This window comes from Marinobacter sp. F4206, from assembly GCF_019392195.1.
Classification (GTDB): domain Bacteria; phylum Pseudomonadota; class Gammaproteobacteria; order Pseudomonadales; family Oleiphilaceae; genus Marinobacter.
Genome location: NZ_JAHXKI010000002.1, coordinates 933,604 through 951,688, shown reverse-complemented (window position 1 = coordinate 951,688; position 18,085 = coordinate 933,604). Strand labels below are relative to the sequence as shown.

18 protein-coding genes and 1 tRNA gene are annotated in these 18,085 nt (G+C 59.1%); 8 read left to right on the top strand and 11 right to left on the bottom strand.

Going from position 1 to position 18,085, the window contains the following annotated elements:
* Positions 1 to 52 precede the first annotated feature (52 nt).
* Entirely contained in the window at positions 53 to 1,405 is a 1,353-nt protein-coding gene (locus KZO34_RS06835; protein ID WP_219474852.1) for an alpha/beta hydrolase, read from the top strand.
* Positions 1,406 to 1,857: 452 nt separating this feature from the next.
* Here the strand turns inward: KZO34_RS06835 and KZO34_RS06830 are convergent.
* The 4 genes from KZO34_RS06830 to KZO34_RS06815 all read right to left on the bottom strand — a co-directional run bounded on the left by KZO34_RS06830 (position 1,858) and on the right by KZO34_RS06815 (position 5,668).
* Positions 1,858 to 1,933: transfer RNA gene (locus tag KZO34_RS06830), tRNA-Phe, on the bottom strand.
* Between the two features lie 121 nt (positions 1,934 to 2,054).
* Entirely contained in the window at positions 2,055 to 2,327 is a 273-nt protein-coding gene (locus tag KZO34_RS06825) for an oxidative damage protection protein (RefSeq protein WP_219474848.1), read from the bottom strand.
* Positions 2,328 to 2,399: 72 nt separating this feature from the next.
* Positions 2,400 to 3,464 carry an A/G-specific adenine glycosylase gene (gene mutY / locus KZO34_RS06820; protein ID WP_219474846.1) on the bottom strand — a complete coding sequence of 355 codons (1,065 nt, stop codon included), beginning with the start codon at positions 3,462 to 3,464 and terminating at the stop codon, positions 2,400 to 2,402.
* Positions 3,464 to 5,668, bottom strand: coding sequence for an AsmA family protein (locus KZO34_RS06815; RefSeq protein ID WP_219474842.1), 2,205 nt, complete (start codon positions 5,666 to 5,668; stop codon positions 3,464 to 3,466). Before KZO34_RS06815 ends, mutY begins: the two co-directional genes overlap by 1 nt.
* Positions 5,669 to 5,858: 190 nt before the next feature.
* Between KZO34_RS06815 and KZO34_RS06810 the strand changes: the two genes are divergently transcribed.
* From KZO34_RS06810 to hisF, 5 genes are all read left to right on the top strand, one after another.
* Positions 5,859 to 6,320 carry an SRPBCC family protein gene (locus KZO34_RS06810; RefSeq protein ID WP_219474839.1) on the top strand — a complete coding sequence of 154 codons (462 nt, stop codon included), beginning with the start codon at positions 5,859 to 5,861 and terminating at the stop codon, positions 6,318 to 6,320.
* A 117-nt stretch (positions 6,321 to 6,437) separates the two neighbouring features.
* Positions 6,438 to 7,031 (top strand): imidazoleglycerol-phosphate dehydratase HisB, encoded by a 594-nt coding sequence (gene hisB / locus KZO34_RS06805; RefSeq protein ID WP_219474837.1) that lies wholly within the window; start codon positions 6,438 to 6,440, stop codon positions 7,029 to 7,031.
* A 31-nt stretch (positions 7,032 to 7,062) separates the two neighbouring features.
* Positions 7,063 to 7,701, top strand: coding sequence for an imidazole glycerol phosphate synthase subunit HisH (gene hisH / locus KZO34_RS06800; protein ID WP_219474834.1), 639 nt, complete (start codon positions 7,063 to 7,065; stop codon positions 7,699 to 7,701).
* 38 nt (positions 7,702 to 7,739) lie between these two features.
* Positions 7,740 to 8,477 (top strand): 1-(5-phosphoribosyl)-5-[(5-phosphoribosylamino)methylideneamino]imidazole-4-carboxamide isomerase, encoded by a 738-nt coding sequence (hisA, locus tag KZO34_RS06795; protein WP_219474832.1) that lies wholly within the window; start codon positions 7,740 to 7,742, stop codon positions 8,475 to 8,477.
* Positions 8,478 to 8,487: 10 nt separating this feature from the next.
* Positions 8,488 to 9,261 carry an imidazole glycerol phosphate synthase subunit HisF gene (gene hisF / locus KZO34_RS06790; RefSeq protein ID WP_219474831.1) on the top strand — a complete coding sequence of 258 codons (774 nt, stop codon included), beginning with the start codon at positions 8,488 to 8,490 and terminating at the stop codon, positions 9,259 to 9,261.
* Here the strand turns inward: hisF and KZO34_RS06785 are convergent.
* The 4 genes from KZO34_RS06785 to gpmM all read right to left on the bottom strand — a co-directional run bounded on the left by KZO34_RS06785 (position 9,258) and on the right by gpmM (position 14,299).
* Positions 9,258 to 10,040, bottom strand: coding sequence for a divergent polysaccharide deacetylase family protein (locus KZO34_RS06785; protein WP_219477217.1), 783 nt, complete (start codon positions 10,038 to 10,040; stop codon positions 9,258 to 9,260). The two genes, hisF and KZO34_RS06785, sit on opposite strands and share 4 nt — an antisense overlap.
* A gap of 41 nt (positions 10,041 to 10,081) precedes the next feature.
* Positions 10,082 to 11,500, bottom strand: coding sequence for a S41 family peptidase (locus KZO34_RS06780; protein ID WP_219474829.1), 1,419 nt, complete (start codon positions 11,498 to 11,500; stop codon positions 10,082 to 10,084).
* 97 nt (positions 11,501 to 11,597) lie between these two features.
* Complete coding sequence (locus KZO34_RS06775) at positions 11,598 to 12,734, bottom strand: murein hydrolase activator EnvC family protein (RefSeq protein WP_219474827.1); 1,137 nt, start codon at positions 12,732 to 12,734, stop codon at positions 11,598 to 11,600.
* A 17-nt stretch (positions 12,735 to 12,751) separates the two neighbouring features.
* Positions 12,752 to 14,299 carry a 2,3-bisphosphoglycerate-independent phosphoglycerate mutase gene (gene gpmM, locus KZO34_RS06770; RefSeq protein WP_219474824.1) on the bottom strand — a complete coding sequence of 516 codons (1,548 nt, stop codon included), beginning with the start codon at positions 14,297 to 14,299 and terminating at the stop codon, positions 12,752 to 12,754.
* A 142-nt stretch (positions 14,300 to 14,441) separates the two neighbouring features.
* On the opposite strand from gpmM, the gene KZO34_RS06765 reads away from it, so the two are divergent.
* A complete protein-coding gene (locus KZO34_RS06765; RefSeq protein ID WP_219474820.1) occupies positions 14,442 to 14,858 on the top strand; it encodes a rhodanese-like domain-containing protein in 417 nt (138 codons plus the stop codon).
* A 142-nt stretch (positions 14,859 to 15,000) separates the two neighbouring features.
* Positions 15,001 to 15,504, top strand: coding sequence for a protein-export chaperone SecB (secB, locus tag KZO34_RS06760; protein WP_219474818.1), 504 nt, complete (start codon positions 15,001 to 15,003; stop codon positions 15,502 to 15,504).
* A 63-nt stretch (positions 15,505 to 15,567) separates the two neighbouring features.
* Here secB and trmL read toward each other — a convergent pair whose 3' ends face one another.
* From trmL to KZO34_RS06745, 3 genes are all read right to left on the bottom strand, one after another.
* On the bottom strand, positions 15,568 to 16,032 hold the full coding sequence (trmL, locus tag KZO34_RS06755; protein WP_219474815.1) for a tRNA (uridine(34)/cytosine(34)/5-carboxymethylaminomethyluridine(34)-2'-O)-methyltransferase TrmL: 465 nt from the start codon (positions 16,030 to 16,032) through the stop codon (positions 15,568 to 15,570).
* A 5-nt stretch (positions 16,033 to 16,037) separates the two neighbouring features.
* Positions 16,038 to 17,216, bottom strand: coding sequence for an acetyl-CoA C-acetyltransferase (locus tag KZO34_RS06750; protein ID WP_219474811.1), 1,179 nt, complete (start codon positions 17,214 to 17,216; stop codon positions 16,038 to 16,040).
* A gap of 115 nt (positions 17,217 to 17,331) precedes the next feature.
* Positions 17,332 to 18,078, bottom strand: a complete 747-nt coding sequence (locus KZO34_RS06745) for a pteridine reductase (RefSeq protein ID WP_219474808.1) — start codon at positions 18,076 to 18,078, stop codon at positions 17,332 to 17,334.
* Positions 18,079 to 18,085: the final 7 nt, after the last annotated feature.

Below are 18,085 nucleotides of genomic sequence, written 5' to 3'. Positions count from 1 at the left end.
TATTCGGTCCGGTTGAGTCAGGTGATTGTGGATGTGGAGGCGTAGCTTGTCCATGAGAGACAGCTCGGTTGACGATTACTCGTTTGGATGGGGCCTCGTCCTGCTGCTCATTACACAACTTATTTCCGCATGTGCGGAAAAACCGGTCGGCGAACTGGAGCTTATGCCACCACCGGATGTTTACGGTAGTGACCGACTCAATCCGCTGCCAGAGCGAGCCCCCTATCTGGATATCCCCTACGACGGGATTCTTTACGCAACCGACCGCCAGCCTGCCGGCCCGGATGATAAAGAGTCCTTCTACCTGAATGAGCGTGGACAGGTTCTTCGCCTGGGTTATGCCGAAATTCAGATGGGAGAGAGTGACCTGACCTGGGAGCAGGCACGGCAAGTGTCTCTACTGAAATCCAGAACGGATGAGTTTCCGGTAAAAGTGGTGGATGCGACCGAGTGGGGGATCGTAGGAGAGACGATTCCCTACTGGGTGGATGTCGATCTACCGGAAGAAGGGCCGTTGCCGCCGGACGCTGTTGATCGTTTTGCTGAAGCCATCAATTCACAACTGGCGCGCTCGGATTCAAAAGACGTTTATGTTTACACCCATGGCTATCTGGTGACCTTTGAAAACCCTTTGCTGGTGTCGGCGGAGCTTTGGCACTTCCTGGGGTATCGTGGGGCTTTCATTGCTTATTCATGGCCGGCGACACCACATCGTCTGGCCTACATCAGGGATTCGGACACAGCAATCGGATACGCCAGAAATCTGCGATTGCTCTTGGAGGTATTGGCCGAGAAAACCGTCGCTGACGAGATTCACATCATTGGCTATAGCAATGGAACCAGGCTCGTGGTGAGAGCCCTGGAACAGCTGGCGCTGATGAACCACAACCGGACCGAGGAGGAGATCCAGCAAGCCCTTCGTATCGGCAACGTTATTCTGGTCGGTAGCGATATTGACCGAGCCGCATTCGGAAACTCGCTTGCTGATGGTCTCTTGAGAGTAAGCCGGCATCTCTCGATCTATGTGTCAGAGCATGACAAGGCCCTTGGCATCTCAAGGTTTCTAACCAACCAGCGCCGCCTGGGAGAGCTGTGGACGGCTGACGGTAATGAGATTCACCCACAGGCGCGCCAGGCGTTGGAAAAACTGCGAGGACAGATAAGCTTTATCAATGTCAGCGAAGCAGAGGGCTCCTCCTCCGGCAACGGTCACCATTACTTCCGCCAAAGCCCCTGGGCCAGCAGCGACATACTCATGACCTTATATTATGGGTTGGGGCCCGAGGAGCGAGGTCTTGTCCGGCAAGAGGATCTGCCCGTCTTTACCTTCCCGCCTGATTACATCTCTCGCCTGTGGGAAAACATCCAGCGATTGAATCCGGACGTGTCTGGGACGCACCGATAGCTTTTTTCATCAGTCGACGAAGGCGAATCGTTTTGGGAGAACGCTAAGCATCTTTATCTTAAAAGCGTGAACAGTATCCAAATAAAAAACCACAATACACCGGACGTGTATAAACTATGATCGCTGGCCGGTATCTGTACCTGCAGGTACGCGCCCAACCCTAGCAGCATGATCACCGTGAAAATTCGTACAAACATCCTTGTCACCCTTGATACATAGAATGAATCAACGAGAGCCGGTATTCAGTTACCGCCGTCCGATTGAAAGAAAATATTCAAACCTTTTGCTGGTTTTCCATTCAGGTCGTTCTATACCAGCGTAGTCTAGCTTGGAGTTCTTGCTATGCACGTGATTATGGACGGGAGCGTTCGGGAGAAGGGTAGGCTTGCTTACAAACAGCTTTTCAGAAACAACAAAGCCCGCACAAGGGCGGGCTAAGTCATTGAATCTGATGGTGCCCGGAGGCGGAATCGAACCACCGACACGGGGATTTTCAATCCCCTGCTCTACCAACTGAGCTATCCGGGCGTGTTGCGCTACTGCTGTGCAACGGGGCGCTATTAAACCGGTTTCGATGTTTTGAGTCAAGGCTGCGCCGGAAAAATTTCCGAATCTTTTCAGGGTTGATCAGGCTTTGATCAGAAAGGCGTTACTGCTCTGGTGGAACGTACCCTTCGGCCTTGTCGAACGGCTCATTGTCGAAGAAGCGTTCCATCTGTGCCTGCAGGTATTTCCGGGTGTTCGGGTCCATCAGGCTCAGGTGTTTTTCGTTGATCAGCATGGTTTGTTGCGCCTGCCATTCTTCCCACGCCTGTTTTGAGATGGTGTCGAACAGTTCCTGCCCTTTCTTGCCAGGCATCGGGGGAAAGTCCAGGCCGTCGAGCTCTTTCTGGTACTTGCGACAAAAAACAGTGCGGCTCATGTTGGCTCCTGTTTGGCGAATTGAATCCGCGGCATGATAACAGATCGTGGGCAGCCGTCGCGCAGGTCGGTCTCAGAGCAGGGTGGCCTGCTCCGGTTCTGTCAGCAGCGTGCGAATGGGTGCGGGCAGGCCAAGCGTCAGGGCTTCATCCCGATGCAGCCAGCGAAGTCGGTCATCATCGGCCACGTTGTTATCCACGGACACCGTCAGCCTCGCGGGCTGGATGTGCAAATGGTAGTGGCTGAAGGTGTGGCGAAAGCCGCTGATCAGGTCGGGGTCGCCGCATCTCACACCCAGCTGTTGCTCACAGGCCTCTTGCAGTTCATCCGCCCCAATGGCTGGGTCCAGTTCAGGCAGGCTCCACAAGCCTCCCCAGATTCCGTTGGGTGGTCGGCGTTCCATCAGGATGCGACCTGCGGCGTCCTCGAGGATGAGCATCCAGGTGGTCTTTTCGGGTTTGGCCTTCTTGGGCTTGGAGCCGGGGTACAGCGTTGTCTCGCCCCTGGCGTACGCGGTACAGCCCCGCTGGAGCGGGCAGGTGTCGCATTTTGGGCGGCTGCGGGTGCATACCATAGCCCCGAGATCCATGATCGCCTGGGTATAGTCTCTTACCCGGGCGTCGGGTGTGTGTGCTTCGGCATGTTGCCAAAGCTGTTTCAGCACAGCGGTCTGTCCGGGCCAGCCAGGAACGGCGTGATAGCGCGCCAGCACGCGTTTGACGTTGCCGTCCAGAATCGCGGCGCGTTTGCCGAAGGCCTGAGCCACGATAGCGGCAGCGGTGGAGCGCCCAATGCCGGTCAGCGTTTCCAGTTCATCCTGGCTATCCGGGAACTCGCCCCCGAATTCCTCGACCACGGTTTTGGCGGCTTTCTGGAGGTTTCGGGCACGGGCGTAATAGCCAAGGCCGGACCAGTGGCCCAGTACGTCGTCCACCGGCGCTTCGGCGAGGGCCCTCACGTCCGGGAACCGCTCCATGAAAGCACTGAAGTAGGGGATGACGGTGGCCACCTGGGTCTGCTGAAGCATGATCTCGGAGACCCAGACTCGATAAGCGTTCTGGTCTGTGTGCCACGGCAGGTCATGCCTGCCGTGTTGGTCGTACCAGTCGAGGAGTTTATCGGCGAAGCGGTCCGGCATTACTTGAACAGACCCTTGAGTTTGTCGCCAAGCTCTTCCTCAAGCTTTTCATTGATCTTCTTCTCTGCTTTTTCCCTGGCCCGATCTACCTCTTCCTCAGCCTTGGCTTTTGCGGCATTGGAGGCGATGGTTTTCAGGGTGTCGCGGAAGCGGGAGCCGTCGAAGGAGCACAGGCCGGCCGGGTCTTCCGAGAAGTTGCCGCGGCATTCAACCGGAATCACCACGTTCTCAACGTATTCGGTTACCCGGCATGCTTCATCCCGGTGGATTTCGCCGACAATCCGCAGGCCGGCTTCGTAGTCAAGCGTGGTCTGCTTCAGGTCGATGGTGCCGACGCCCTCGAGCTTCATGCCGGCAAGCGCGGCGACAAGGTCGGTGTTCGTCACGGTGTTACCCTTGATGTCCAGGGTGCCGCGCATGTCGTTAAAGGGCGTGGTGGCGCCCCAGTCGCTGGTGCTCAGGCTTTCCTGGTTGGCAATGGCGATGCCCTGGCAGGCCATGCGGGTCAGGTTCATCTTGCGGAACTGCCCCTCGGCCAGGTTGAAGCTGATTTGCCCGTCTGCCTTCTCGCGCAATACCGAAACGCGGTTGCCTGAGGTCGTCACATTGACCTTCAGGTTGGCGCCGCCCGAGAGCATGTCCACCTCGGCGAGGTCCGTGAGCAGGGGCAAGGTCTGCACGTTGGTCACATCAGAGCCGATCTTCCATTTCGGATTATCGCTGCGAGCGTCCAGGGTTACATTGGCACCGAATCTGCCGTCATAGAGTTTCCCGCTGAACTCGTCGACCCTGATCAGGCCGTCCTTGGCTGTCGTGCTGGCCTTGACCTCGTTGATGGTCAGGTTGCTGACAACCAGTTCTGCCAGGCCGAAGTCGATATCGAGCAGCAGGGTGCGCAGGGTTTCAAGCGGCAGCAGGTCGCTTTCCGGAGTACTCTGTGCCGTCTTGGTGGAGGCTGTTTGCTCCTGCGAACCACTGGCGCTTTCGCCCGCTTTGGTGTCGTCTTCGGATTTCGGCGGCAGGTAGCGGTCGGCATTCAGCTTGTCGCCCTGGAGGTTGAAGACCAGCCCACTGTTGGCGAGGTTGTAGCTGCCAGCCCCGGTGAACGTGGTGTCGTCGAGCTTGAGCGTCAGGTCCGACAATCCAATCTTGCCGGGTTCGCCGCCAATGCTGGTGGAAAATGCAAGGGCATCAAGCACGTCCGGATCGCTGGTGGGCACGGCAGGCTGCCCGAGCTCGTTGAGCAGATCCTTCAGGGAAAACTCCTGCACATTAATCGAACCGCTGAGGGACGGCTTGTCACCAAAGCCTTTGACGTCCAGATCCGTGGTCATCGAGAGGTTGGCGACACTGGCCGTGAATTCGCTCAGGGTCGCGGTCTCGTTCTCCAGATTGGCGTTGGCGGAACCGGTCAGCTCCGCAGTTACGGATTTTCCGCCGAAGGGTTCGCCGTTCATGTCGAAAACGGCTTTCAGGCCGGATACCGCAAAGTCATTGAGCGCTTCGTTGGCGGCGAGGCGGGCGCTGATGCTGCCGTCTACCTCAAACTGTGGTTTGGCCGTCTCGACCCGGAAACTGATATCCAGGGGGAACTCCGAGCCCAGGGTGATCTGGCTCGCGTTCACGTTGAAGTTTTCAAGCGTGACGGCCTGGCCGGTACTCTTGTCGGTGTAGTGCACCTGCGCGTTGGATATCTCGACGTTGTCGACGTTGAAATTCAACGGCTCTCCACCGGTTTCCTCCCCGGCCGGCTCCGCCTGCTGTTCCTGTTCGGCTTGTGCGGTCTCCTGTTCGCCGCCCGCGTCGCCTTCGGCAGGCTCCGGCATGATCCTCGTCCAGTTGCCTTCGCCTTTTTCGTTCACCTCAAGGTTTGCTTCCAGTCCGCTCAGGACAAAGGTATCCACCTGGGGCGACATGCTGATCAGAGACCAGAAATCGAGTTGGGCCACCATCTGCTCCAGCGCCACAAAACGGTTGCCTTCGAGGTTGGCTTGCACATTGTTCAGTTCAAGGCCAAGGGGGATGAACGACCATCCGATGTCGCCTTCGAGGACCAGGTCAAGATTGGTCTGTTTCTCGACTGCCTGCTCAATCTGTGGTTTGTAATCGTTGGGATTGATGACCGCCATCGCAACGGCGACTGCCACCACGGCCAGCAGTATCAGTGCAATAACCGCGATCAGCAGATAACGAACAGCTTTCATGAATGAGGCATCCTTTTCCGGAGAGCTTGTTGGGATTCGGAGCGAATCCTGGGGCTAATTAGCCAAAGGATAACGCAGGGTTAACAAATTAACAGCGGGGGAGTATGACAATGCTGTAGTGTTGGGCCAAAATACACATCCTCAATTTTCCGACTACATTGATGCAAATAAACATAAGAAGGAGTTGGCTGTGGCTATTACCGTATCGATTGAGCTCAACCGGGATCTCGAAATTTCCGGTGGCTACGATGAAGTCTTTGATTTGTTGGCGGATGTGCCACGTTCTGCCAGCTATTTCCCGAAGGTGCACAAGCTGACCGATCTGGGAGATAACGCCTACCGCTGGGAAATGGAAAAGGTGGGGGTCGACAAGCACGCGATCCAGTCCATCTACGCCTGCAAATACCACGCGGACAAGGAAGCCGGGCGTATCACCTGGGAGCCGGTCAAGGGCGAGGGTAACGGCGTCGTGCGTGGTTCCTGGACCATTACGGCCAAGGATGACAAGGTCACGGCGGTGAAATTCCAGACCAGCGCCGAGCTTACGGTGCCGCTGCCGAGTCTGCTGAAGCTGGCAATCAGCCCGGTCATCAAGCACGAGTTCAACAGCCTCGTGGACACCTACATGAGCAACCTGAAAAAGGCCGTCTGAACCGTTTCGGGCTATCAGGGCAATTAAACCGGTTGTGGGACTCCGGCGGGCATAAAAGGTATAATCCGCGAATCGAAAGTTTGCGGTCGTCTGCCGCCCAATTGCTACGGAGTCCCCATGGCCGAACGTAAGGCTCGGGTAGAACGAAATACCCTCGAAACCCAGATTACCGTTGAGATTGACCTCGACGGCACCGGTAAATCCAGTTTTGATACTGGCGTTCCCTTCCTCGAACACATGATGGACCAGATTGCCCGCCACGGGCTGGTGGATCTGAACATCGTTTCCCAAGGTGACCTGCATATCGATGATCACCACACCGTGGAAGATATCGGTATTACCCTGGGGCAGGCGTTCAAGCAGGCCGTGGGCGACAAGAAAGGCATCCGTCGCTATGGCCACGCCTACGTGCCTCTGGATGAGGCGCTGTCGCGCGTGGTGATTGACCTGTCTGGTCGTCCTGGCCTGATGATGGACGTGCCCTATACCCGCGGGGCTGTCGGCGGTTTTGATGTCGATCTGTTCGAAGAGTTCTTCCATGGCTTCGTGAACCATTCCATGGTGACGCTGCACATCGATAATCTGAAGGGCAAGAATACCCACCATCAGATCGAGACCGTCTTCAAGGCCTTCGGCCGAGCCCTGCGCATGGCGATCGAAATGGATGAGCGGATGGCGGGCATTACGCCGTCCACCAAAGGCTCTCTGTAACACGTCACCGAACAGGACACCGAATTCCATTATGAAGACCGTTGCCATTATCGATTACGGCATGGGGAACCTGCACTCGGCCCGTAAGGCGGTTGAGCACGTGGCGCCGGACGTCAGGGTGCTGGTTACCGATAACGCTGATCAGATCCGCGAGGCAGACCATGTCATCCTGCCCGGCGTCGGCGCCATCCGCGACTGCATGCATGAAATCCGTCGTCTGGAGGTGGACGCACTGGTGCGGGAAGTCTCCAGGGACCGTCCGTTTCTGGGGATCTGTGTCGGCATGCAGGCCTTGATGTCCCGCAGTGAAGAGAACGGCGGCGTTGACTGTATTAATCTCTTTCCTTCCCAGGTCCGTTATTTTGGCGACCACCTGGTCGAGAACGGTGAGCGCCTCAAGGTGCCGCACATGGGCTGGAATGAGGTGCATCAGACCGTCGATCATCCGATGTGGCACAACATCCCCGATGGCGACCGCTTCTACTTTGTTCACAGCTATTACGCCGAGGCCGAGGGTAATGCCGACATCGCCGGGCGTAGCCACTACGGTGTGGACCTCGCTGCGGCCGTCGCCCGCGACAACATCTTTGCGGTGCAGTTCCACCCGGAGAAGAGCGCCCGGGCCGGCCTGCAGCTGCTGAAAAACTTTGTTGACTGGTCCGGCAAGTAACGCCGGAGCGTCTGAACGATTAACACGGACATTGCTTTATGCTGATTATCCCTGCCATTGATCTCAAAGACGGTAAGTGTGTGCGCCTGCGCCAGGGCCGGATGGACGATTCAACCGTCTTCGGTGACGACCCGGTTGATATGGCCACCCGTTGGGTAGAGGCCGGCGCCCGTCGCCTGCATCTGGTGGATCTCAATGGCGCCTTCGCCGGTGAGCCCGTCAACGGTGAAATCGTGCAGGCCATTGCCCGCAAGTATCCTGACCTGCCGATCCAGATCGGTGGTGGTATCCGCTCTGCAGAAACGATCGAGGCCTACCTCAAGGCCGGAGTGCAGTGGGTGATCATTGGCACCAAGGCGGTCAAGGAACCTGAGTTTGTGACCGAGATGTGCAAGCGCTTCCCCGGCCACATCATTGTGGGTCTGGATGCCAAGGATGGTCGTGTCGCCACCGATGGCTGGGCGGAAGTGTCCGAAGTGATGGCAACCGATCTGGCCAGGCGTTTCGCCAATGATGGCGTCGAGTCAATCGTGTACACCGACATCAGTCGCGACGGCATGATGCAGGGTGTAAACGTGGAAGCCACCGCTGCGTTGGCTGAAGAGGGTGGTATTCCAGTGATTGCCTCCGGCGGGGTCACCAACATGGATGACCTGAAGCGGCTGGCAACCGTCGCGGACAAGGGAATTCTTGGTGCCATTACCGGTCGTGCCATCTACGAAGGTACGTTGGACGTTGCCGAAGCGCAGGCATTCTGCGACGGCCTCAAGGCGTAAGGGAGCAATCATGGGTCTGGCAAAACGCATTATCCCGTGTCTCGATGTCGATAAAGGCCGAGTGGTAAAAGGGGTCAACTTCGTTGATATCCGGGACGCCGGCGATCCCGTCGAAGTGGCCCGCCGTTACAACGAGCAGGGCGCCGACGAGATTACCTTCCTGGACATCACCGCCAGTCACGAAAGCCGTGACACCACCTATGAGACGGTCGAGCGCATGGCGGCCGAAGTTTTCATTCCGTTGACCGTCGGTGGCGGTGTCCGAACGGTAGACGATATCCGCAAGCTGCTGAACGCCGGTGCTGACAAGGTCTCCATCAACACCGCCGCGGTGTTCAATCCCGAATTCGTGCACGAAGCCGCCGAGCGTTTTGGTAGCCAGTGCATTGTGGTAGCCATCGACGCCAAGCGGGTCAGTTCAGAAGGTGAAGAGCCGCGCTGGGAAATCTTTACCCACGGTGGCCGCAAGCCCACCGGGCTGGATGCCGTGGAATGGGCCCGGAAAATGGTCGAGATGGGTGCCGGCGAGCTGCTGCTGACGAGTATGGACCGTGACGGCACCAAGATCGGTTTCGATCTGGGGCTAACCCGTGCCATCAGTGATGCGGTGATTGTTCCGGTGATAGCCTCAGGTGGCGTTGGTGAGCTCCAGCACTTGGCCGATGGCGTGACCGAAGGTGGCGCCGATGCGGTATTGGCAGCCTCCATCTTTCACTTCGGTCAGCACACCATTCCCGAGGCCAAGGCTTTCATGAAGAGTCAGGGGATCGAAGTCCGCGATTAGGGCTTTCTGGCGTAGGCAGGTCGTATGGCCTGCTTTTCCCCTTCCACGAACATCTCGCGATTGCCATTGCGGATGGCCCATAGCCCGCTGATGGTCGCTACGGCCACACCCTGGGCGTCCAGCTCCGGCAAGTGTTTCTCCAGGTAATCCACCGTCACCTTGTGCGGATGGCCGATGCCGATGGCGCTGCCGTTTTCCCGCGCGCGCTTGATCAGCAGTTTGAACTGCCGGTCGACAAACGCCTCAGTCTGCTCGTGGTCAAGAAAAACGTCACGGGTCAGGCTCGGAATCTGGTAGGCCCGGGCGACATCGCCGGCGACGGATGAGGCGATGGTCCGGCTGTCGACGAAGTAGACCGGATACTGCCTGAGTTCCTGCATCACCCAGTCCATGGTCTGGAGCTTCTGGGTCAGTAGGCTGCCCATATGATTGTTCACGCCCTGGACGTGTGGGATGGACTGCAGTGACCGTCGCAGGGTAGTTGCGATGCGACGTTCATCCATGTCGGACGTCAGCCCGCCGGGCCCGAGATCAAAGTTTCGGGTATTGGCCATGGGGGCGTGCAGCATGATTTCCTTGTGCTGCTGGTGGGCCAGTTTGGCCAGCGGGACCGTGTAGCGCCGGTAGGGCAGAAACGCGAGGGTCAGAGGCTGGTCTATCCGGGCCAGGCGCTCGCCTTCGTGGAGGTTGTGGCCCATGTCATCAATGATGATGGCAATGGTCGGCGGCAGGGAGCTGCCCGCGCCCTCCTTGTCCGGTTCTTGCGCGGCAAGGGGCATGGCAGTCAATGCTGCCGCCAGGATGGATAACTTCAACAACCTCACTGCTCGGCGTCCTGTCCCTCTGACGTGGCGTTGCCATTACCCTTACGGTTGAGGATGTGCATCCCTTGGAGAAGGTTCAGGGCAGAGCGCAGCTGGTAGTCCCGGTCGGTCAGTGAAGCCATTGAGGCATCTTCAGGAGTCCCGTCCGTCGCCGGTTGGTCGCCCTCATTCTGGCCTTCAAGGTGCCCGCTCAGATCTGCTTCAGTGAAGAAGGGCTGGCTGTCCAGTTCTTTGAGCTCGGCCGGGCGGACTTCGATATCCGGTTTGATGCCGGTGGCCTGGATGGAGCGACCGTCCGGGGTGTAGTAACGGGCGGTGGTCATTTTGATGGCGTGGGTCTCGTCAAGCGGGATCACGGTCTGGACACTGCCCTTGCCAAAGGACTGGGTACCCATGATGACGGCGCGCTCGTGATCCTGAAGAGCGCCGGCCAGGATTTCCGACGCTGAGGCCGAGCCGCCGTTGATCAGAACCACGATCGGCGTGTCCGCCATCACATCGCCCGCCTTCGCACTGAAACGCAGCCGTGAGCTCTGGATGCGCCCCTCCGTGTAGACAATCAGGCCTTCATCGAGCAGGGCGTCAGCGGTTTCGACGGCTGCCTGAAGCACGCCACCGGGGTTGTTGCGCAGATCGATGACCAGGCCATCGAGATCGCTGCCGTTGTCGTCCTCAAGCGAGCCAAGAGCCTGAAGGAACTGGCCGCCGGTGTCCGCCTGGAACTGGGTAATGCGGACGTAGCCGTAGCCATTCTCGAGCATCCGGGATTTTATGCTGGTGACCTTGATGACATCGCGCTCAACCTTGATCTCGATGGGCGCGCTTTCGCCTTCTCGCATGATGGTCAGAGTGAGGATGGTGCCGGGCTTGCCGCGCATGAGCTGGACCGCTTCTTCCAGGCCCATGCCCTTGACCGGCTTTTCATCGAGCTTGATGATCAGGTCGCCCGCCTGAACGCCGGCTTTTTGAGCCGGCGTGTCGTCGATCGGGGCTATTACCTTCACAAAACCGTTTTCCATGCCGACTTCGATGCCGAGGCCGCCAAACTCACCGGAGGTGCTCTCCTCCAGTTCTTCGTAATCTTTGGGCGCGAGGTAGGTAGAATGGGGATCCAGATCGGAGAGCATGCCCTTGATGGCGCTTTCCAGTAACTGGCGATCGTCCACCTCTTCCACGTACGCGTCTTTGATGCGGCTGAACACTTCGGTGAACTTGCGCAGGTCGTCCAGGGGAAGCTGTTTTTCCGGATCCGGGAGGGTGATTTCGACCCGTTCGCCATCCTGGATACCTTCCAGCAGTTGCTGGCCCTGGGCTTCATCCTGGGCGAGGGCCAGTCCGGATGCTGTGCTGAAACAGGTCGCGAGAGCAATGGCGCGCAAAGGAAAGGCGTTGAGTGGACTTCTGACCCGTTTCATTCACTTATCCCGTTTTTATTCCGATAGTTGGACTGGATTCCCTGATTTCCGACAGTATGGCGTTAGCTGGGGCGTTTGTCAGCCCTCATGCTGCGCTTCAGTTGGCCAGCCACCGTTTGGGGTTGTCAGGCTTGCCGTTGTGGCGCACTTCAAAGTAAAGCGCCGGGCTTTCGGTGCCGCCGGTACGCCCGGCCAGCGCAATCGGTTCGCCTGCCGCCACCCAGTCGCCTGGGCTGGTAAATAGGCTGCTACTGTGGCCGTAGAGTGTCATGTAGCCATCACCGTGATCAATGATGGTGATCAGGCCAAAACCCCTGAGCCGATTGGCGAATACAACGCGCCCATAATGGATGGCCTTGATTTCGGCGTCCTCGCCGGTGCCGATCAACAGGCCGTTGCGGCGAAGCTTGCCGTCGGCGTAGCGGTCACCAAAGCCACTGTGCACTTTGCCTCGCACGGGCCAGGGTAGTTTTTTCTTTAGAGAGCCGAAGGGCTGTGACTCGTTGGGGGAGGGGATGCTGGCAATTGCCTGCTGAACTTCCTTGAGGAGCTGCTCCAGGCGCTTTCGATCCGACGCCAGTTCCTCACGCTCGCTCTGGCGATTCCGAATGTCGGCGTTCAGGGCTGCCAGGGTTTCCTCACGCTCCTTGCGTGATTGGGCGAGCTGTTCCTGTCGCTGGGCGACGTCCGCTTCGGTTCTGGCCAGTTGTACCCGGGTCGCCTGGACGTTGGCCCGGGTTTCCTTGAGCTCCTGCAAGCTCTTGCGAAAGGCTTCCAGACGGTCGACGGTATCCCGGCTCAGGTATTCGTAGTAGGTCATGGTCCGGGCGATCCGGTCCGGATCGATTTCGTTCAGCAGGACCTTGACCGCCGGGGCGTCGCCTTCCATCCAGGCGGCCCGAATCTGACGCTTCAGGCTCTCGCGCTGGCGATCAAGGGTGCGGGTCAGGCTCTGTTCTTCATCCTTGAGGACGCGCAGGCGTTGTTGCTGCTCGGCGGCCTGCTGGCGCAGTGACCGACGCTCCCGGGTTAAGGTGCTGATTTTGCGCTCAGTCGAGGCCAGTTGGCGCTCCAGGGAAGAACGATCGTCCTCGGCATCGGCCAGCCAGTCGTCGATGTCCTCTATTCGTTCCTTGAGGTCTTCGATCTGGGCCGGTGTGACTTCGTCCTGAGCGTATGCCGGCGCTGCGCCCAGTAACAGAGCGAGCGCCACGGCCGATAGCGACTGCAGCATGGCTATCTGCCCTGAGATCAATCGATTTTGACCAGGCTGTGTCCGGTCATCTCCTCGGGTTGGTCCATACCCATCAGGGTCAGCAGGGTCGGGGCGACATCGCTCAGGCTGCCATCATCCAGCAGGGACACCTTGCGCGGACCGGTGTAGATCAGCGGAACCGGGCCGATGGTGTGGGCAGTATGGACCTGGCCGGATTCCGGGTCGGTCATCTGCTCGCAGTTGCCGTGGTCCGCCGTGATCAGCGATTCACCGCCGACTTCGTCGAGGGCTTCGACCACACGCCGGACGCACTCGTCCAGGCATTCGGCAGCCTTGATGGCGGCGTCCAGTTTGCCAGTGTGTCCGACCATATCGCCGTTGGCGTAGTTGCACACGATCAGGTCGTACTTGCCGCTCCTGATAGCCTCAACCAGCTTGTCCGTGACTTCCGGCGCGCTCATTTCCGGCTGCAGATCGTAGGTGGCCACCTTCGGGGAAGGCACCAGAATACGGTCTTCGCCGTTGAACGGGGTCTCAAGGCCGCCGTTGAAAAAGAAGGTGACGTGGGCGTACTTTTCAGTTTCCGAAATGCGCAGCTGCGTTTTGTTCTGGTCGGCGACGTACTGACCCAGGCCATTGACGAGTTGCTCGGGCGGGTAGGCGCAGCTGGTCTTGATGTCTGCCGCATACTCGGTGAGCATCACAAAATCGGCCAGTTCCGGGTGCTTCCGGCGGTCGAAGCCGTCGAAATCCTGCTCGACGAAGGTGCGGGTCATCTCGCGGGCACGATCGGCGCGGAAGTTCATGAACAAAACGGTGTCGCCGTCGTTGATGGTGCCTTCAGGCTCGCCAGCGGCGTGAATCCGGGTTGGTTTTACGAATTCGTCGTTTTCGCCGCGCTCGTACGCCTGCTCAAGGCCGCTTACCGGGTCCGCAGCGGTGAATTCGGCAGTGCCCTGGGTCATCAGGTTGTAAGCGGCTTCCACGCGGTCCCAGCGGTTGTCGCGGTCCATGGCATAGTAGCGGCCTACGATGGAGGCGACCCGGCCAACGCCCAGGCTTGCCAGCCGGGCAGCGGCTTTTTCCAGGGAGGGCTTGGCGCTGCGTGGCGGCATGTCCCGGCCGTCAAGGAAGGCGTGGATGTAGACTTCTTTCGCGCCCCGGGCTGCGGCCAGTTCGGCGCCGGCGATGATGTGGTCCTCGTGGCTGTGAACGCCGCCGGGCGACATCAGGCCCATCAGGTGAACCGCGCGACCGCTGCTGACCGCCTTGTCGATGGCGGCGCAGAGCACCTCATTCTTCTGGAAGGTGCCGTCCTCAAGATCCTTGTCGATGCGGGTCAGGCTCTGGTAGACGACACGACCGGCGCCCAGATTCATGTGTCCGACTTCCGAGTTGCCCATCTGGCCCTGGGGCAGCCCGACAAACATACCCGAGGTGTTGATCAGGGTCTTGGGCTGGTTCTGCCAGAGCTTGTCCCAGAACGGCGTGCTGGCGTTGCTGATGGCGTTGTCTTCAGCCGGGTCACGGTGGCCCCAGCCATCCAGGATAATGAGTGCAGTCGGCTTGCGGGTCGCGGTCATCACTTCATCCGGTTTGGTGAAAATGTAAGTAAACGGGAGTGCAGATTCTAACCGTTTTCATTCGCACAAGCCATGTCGGCCGCCTTCTGTGACCGGGCCCGGGTGTGTATAATCCTGCCAAATTATTTTTCAGGGTATTTTCATGGATCGCTTGTTCGAATTCGTTGTTAACCACTACATTCTTGTGTCGCTGTTCGTGGCGTTCCTGCTGGCCATCCTGTTGCTTGAGTCCCGCCGGGGTGGGGCAAAAATATCCGCGCAGGGGGCTGTGACGCTGATCAACAAGGATGAGGCCGTGGTGGTGGATATCCGCGACCGGAAGGAGTTTGGCGAAGGCCGGATTACCGGTTCGGTCAATATTCCCCTGAACAGCCTCAAGAGCCGCGCGGCGGAGCTGAACAAGTTCAAGGAGAAGCAGATCATTGTTGCCGATAAGATGGGCCAGCATTCTGCCATGGCAGTGAAGCAACTAAATGCCGAAGGCTTTTCGAATGTGGTCCGGCTCAATGGCGGTGTGGCCGACTGGAAGGCCAGCAACCTGCCCCTGGTGAAAAAGTAACGGTGCTGGCTGGCCCTTGATCTGAACCGGAATCTGCCGCACTGTTTCACATTAGCCGGCGGAGCCACGCAGTAAACTGTTCCGGCAGCACACTTCATAACAACGGGCCCAGAGCCCCTGATCGAGAACGAAAGGACTGAACATGGCTGAGAATCAGCAAGCCGCAGCAGGCAGTGAAAACGAAAACCAACCCCAGTTTGCCCTTCAGCGCATCTATGTGAAGGACCTGTCTTTCGAATCACCGAATTCTCCGCTGGTGTTTCAGGAGCAGTGGAAGCCGCAGGTCAATATGGATCTGAACACCTCGCACAACAAGGTAAGCGACAACCAGTATGAAGTGGTGTTGTCCCTGACGGTTACCGCCAAGGTGGGTGAGAAGGTTGCCTACATCGTCGAGATCCAGCAGGCGGGTGTATTCCTGGTGCAGGGTATTGAGGGCGCGCAACTGGGCCAGATGCTGGGCGCCTATTGCCCGACTATTCTGTTCCCGTATGCCCGTGAAGCCATCGATGGCATCGTTGGCAAGGGTAGTTTCCCGGCCCTGATGCTGGCGCCGGTGAATTTCGACGCGATTTACGCCCAGGCGCTCAAGCGCAAGCAAGACGAAGCAGCGGGTGAGGCCAAGGAAGAGCAGCAGACCCACTGAATCTGCCCGACCTTGTATAAAAAAACCGGCTTCGGCCGGTTTTTTTATGTCTGGAACAGGGGCTCAGATGGCACCCTCAAATCCCAGTTGTCGCCAGGCTTCGTAAACCACCAGAGCTGCGGTATTGGACAGGTTAAGACTGCGGCTCTCCCTTCGCATCGGCACTCTCAGCCGACACTCCGGTGCCAGGCCTTCCCGCACATTGGCGGGTAAACCCCGGGTCTCGGGGCCAAACATAAGGTAATCACCGGCCCGGTAACTCACTTCATGATACCGACGGCTGGCCTTGGTTGTGAGCCCGAACAGCCGTTTTGGCTGCTCTGTGTCGAGAAAAGCCTGATAGTTCTCATGTATCCGGACGGTGGCGTACTCGCTGTAATCCAGCCCGGCCCTCCGCATCTGTTTGTCCTCCAGGGTAAACCCCAGGGGTTGGATCAGATGCAGCTGACAGCCCGTGTTGGCGCACAGCCGGATGATGTTCCCCGTGTTCGGCGGAATCTCCGGCTCGTACAGCACCACATTCAGCATCGCGCTCAGCGCTCGACAGCCAGGGCAACGCCCATGCCACCGCCGATGCACAGGGTGGCGAGGCCTTTGTGGGCGTCGCGCCGGACCATTTCATGCAGCAGCGATACCAGGACCCGGCAACCGGAGGCGCCAATCGGGTGGCCCAGGGCAATGGCGCCGCCATTCACGTTCACCTTGCTGGTATCCCAGCCCAGATCCCGGTTGACGGAGATAGCCTGGGCGGCGAAGGCTTCGTTGGCTTCAATCAGGTCGAGGTCGTCAACGCTCCAGCCCGCCAGTTTCAGGCAGCGCTGGCTGGCAGGGATCGGGCCGGTACCCATGATGGTCGGATCCACTCCGGCGTTGGCGTGCGCCTTGATGGTGGCAAGCGGGGTCAGCCCAAGCTCTTTGGCCTTGTCGGCACTGCACACCATCACCGCTGCGGCCCCATCGTTCAGGGACGAGGCATTGCCCGCGGTAACGGTGCCGTCTTTCTTGAACGCCGGACGCAATTTCCCCAGGCCTTCGCCGGTGACGCCGTCCCGTGGACCTTCGTCTTCGCTGACCACGATCGGATCGCCTTTCCGCTGGGGGATCGACACCGGTACGATCTGGCCATCAAAATAACCGGCTTCGCGCGCGGCCACCGCTTTCTGCTGGGAGGCAGCGGCAAACTCATCCTGCTCCTCACGGCTGATGCCATACTTCTCGACAATGTTCTCGGCCGTAACGCCCATGTGGTAGTCGTTGAAGGCGTCCCAGAGGCCGTCTGTTATCATCGTGTCGACCATGTTCCAGTTGCCCATGCGCTGGCCGTTACGGCTGTTAGGCAGGACGTGGGGGGCCTGGCTCATGCTCTCCTGACCGCCGGCAATCATCAGTTCGGCGTCGCCGCAGCGAATCGCCTGGACCGCCATATGAACGGCTTTCAGGCCGGAGCCGCAGACCTTGTTGATGGTCATGGCCGGTACGGATGCCGGGATGCCTGCGTTGATCGAGGATTGACGGGCCGGGTTCTGGCCGCAGCCTGCGGTCAGAACCTGGCCGAGCACGACTTCATTAATCTGATCAGCGGGGACGCCGGTATCTTCCAGGATGGCCTTGATGACCGCGGTGCCTAACTGGTCGGCGCGCAGGCTCGACAAGCCACCACCAAAGGTTCCGATGGCAGTACGTTTGGCTGCAACGATGACGACATCACGCATGGGTGTTCTCCGGTTCGATTGGGCGCGGATCCCGGGGTGACCGCGCGGACAGAATGGGACTCTGCCGCCATTGTATCCGGAAAGCGCCGAACGGCCAAAGGGACCAAAGCAGCGGTCACATGTTCAGGCTACGTCCACCATCCACCGGCAGGATCTGGCCAGTCACAAAGGGCGCATCGCACATCAGGAAGGCAATGGTCCGGGCGATATCATCAGGCTGGCCAGTCCTTGCCATCGGCGTCTTGTTCAGGATCGTCTGCTGGTGGCTGTCGTCGACCGAGGCATCGCCTTCCGGCCAGAGGATTGCCCCGGGCGACACCCCGTTAACCCGGATGGCCGGTGCCAGGTCCTTGGCCCAGGACCGGGTCAGCGCTGCGAGTCCGGCCTTGCTGGCGCAATACAGCGGGTGGTCGGTCAGCGGCTTTTCGCTGTAGATATCGATCATATTGACCACACTGCCGCCCTGCTCTCGAAGCGCCGGAAGGCATGACTGGAGCAGAAAGAACGGCGCCCTCAGGTTGGTATGGAGAATGGCGTCCCAGTCTTCAGGGCGCGCCTCCGGGGTGGCGTTGGGATAAAACACGGAGGCATTGTTCACCAGCCCGTCCAGCCTGCCCCATTGGGCGGCCGACACTTCACCGAGACTCCGGACCTGATCGAGGTCGCTCAGATCCGCCTGCAGGGCAGTGGCTGACTCCGGGCGAATCCGGTTCAGGCTGGCTGCCAGCGTCTCGGCCTGTTCCCTTCGGCTGCGGTAGTGAATGACAGTGTTCCAGCCGCGGTCGTGCAGGGCCTGAGCGGTTCTTGCGCCCAGGCGATGGGCAGCGCCGGTTATCAGGGCAACGGGAGCGGTATCGGCCATGATGGTT